This window comes from Bradyrhizobium viridifuturi (assembly GCF_001238275.1).
Lineage (GTDB): Bacteria > Pseudomonadota > Alphaproteobacteria > Rhizobiales > Xanthobacteraceae > Bradyrhizobium > Bradyrhizobium viridifuturi.
The window spans coordinates 1-1,182 of the sequence record NZ_LGTB01000120.1 but is presented as its reverse complement, the minus strand read 5'-3'; the positions used below and the strand labels follow the sequence as shown (position 1 = coordinate 1,182).

The following is a 1,182-nucleotide window of genomic DNA, read 5'->3' as shown; positions in this document are numbered from 1 at the left end:
ATCGGCAACTGGAAATTCCGACGCGATAAGCTGCTGCAGTTCTTTAGAGAGGCTCAACCAGCGCTGATTGGTATGGAGGCCTGCCCCGGTTCACAATGGCTGGCACGTCACCTGCAGACATTTGGGCATCGTGTTCGCATCATTCCGGCCCAATTTGTGAAGCCCTATGTCAAGTCGAATAAGAACGACGTGATCGACGCGGCTGCGATCGCCGAGGCTGTCACGCGGCCGACCATGCGCTTTGTTGAGATCAAGACGGAGACGCAGGCGGAGCTGCAAGCGCTTCACCGTATCCGCGACCGCATGGTAACCGGGCGAACCCGGCTGATCTGCCAGATGCGAGCGCTGTGTATCGAGTTCGGCGTCGCAATCCATCAGGGTGTGGGTAAATTCAAGGCAGACATGCCGCGAGTACTGGCCAACGAGGAAAACGACCTGACGCCGATGATGCGCCGGCTGCTGGGAGATCTGTTCGGCGATCTGTGCCATCTCGAAGAGCGGATCACCGAAGTCACCCGTGAGATTGAAGCAAATGCTGCACAGGACGAGCGATCTCGACGGCTGATGACCGTACCCGGCATCGGCCCACTCATCGCCACCGCAATCCTGGCTTCGGCTGGAGACGGTCGGCAGTTCCGCACGGCACGAGACATGGCAGCTTGGCTGGGCCTCGTCCCAAGACAGCATTCCACTGGCGGAAAGACGACACTGCTGGGAATCAGCCGCCGAGGGAACCGCTACTTGCGGCGCTTGCTCATCCACGGCGCACGATCCTGTGTCATCCACCTTGATCGCAGCCGAGACCGGCTCGGCGCCTGGATCGACACCTTGCAGAAGCGCATGCACATCAACAAAGTCACGGTTGCATTGGCAGCAAAGATCGCTCGCGTCGCATGGGTGATTCTCAATCGGCCGGGAGCAACCTACGAACGCCGTGATCCCACGGTGGCGTAGAGTTCTAGGTCGACAGACTGCGAGGCTCGAGGAAACGATGACGAGACAGTTGATCGGCGCACTGTAAGCCTTCCTGCCGAAAGCGTGCTCCAGCACGACGAAGCTATCCAGGAACAGCGCGCGCGTATCTCATCTTGGCCTGGCTGCAACCGCAGCTCACTCGCGAGAGGCCGGATACATTTAAGCAGACTGTGCTCGTTACGAGACCGAAAAGCCTTGCACGGACGG

General features: G+C 59.5%; 1 protein-coding gene. It reads left to right on the top strand.

The features are described from left to right. Window positions 1-954, top strand: a 954-nt coding sequence (locus tag ALC15_RS40890; protein ID WP_050632140.1) for an IS110 family RNA-guided transposase, incomplete at its 5' end; no start/stop codon positions are given. Window positions 955-1,182: the final 228 nt, after the last annotated feature.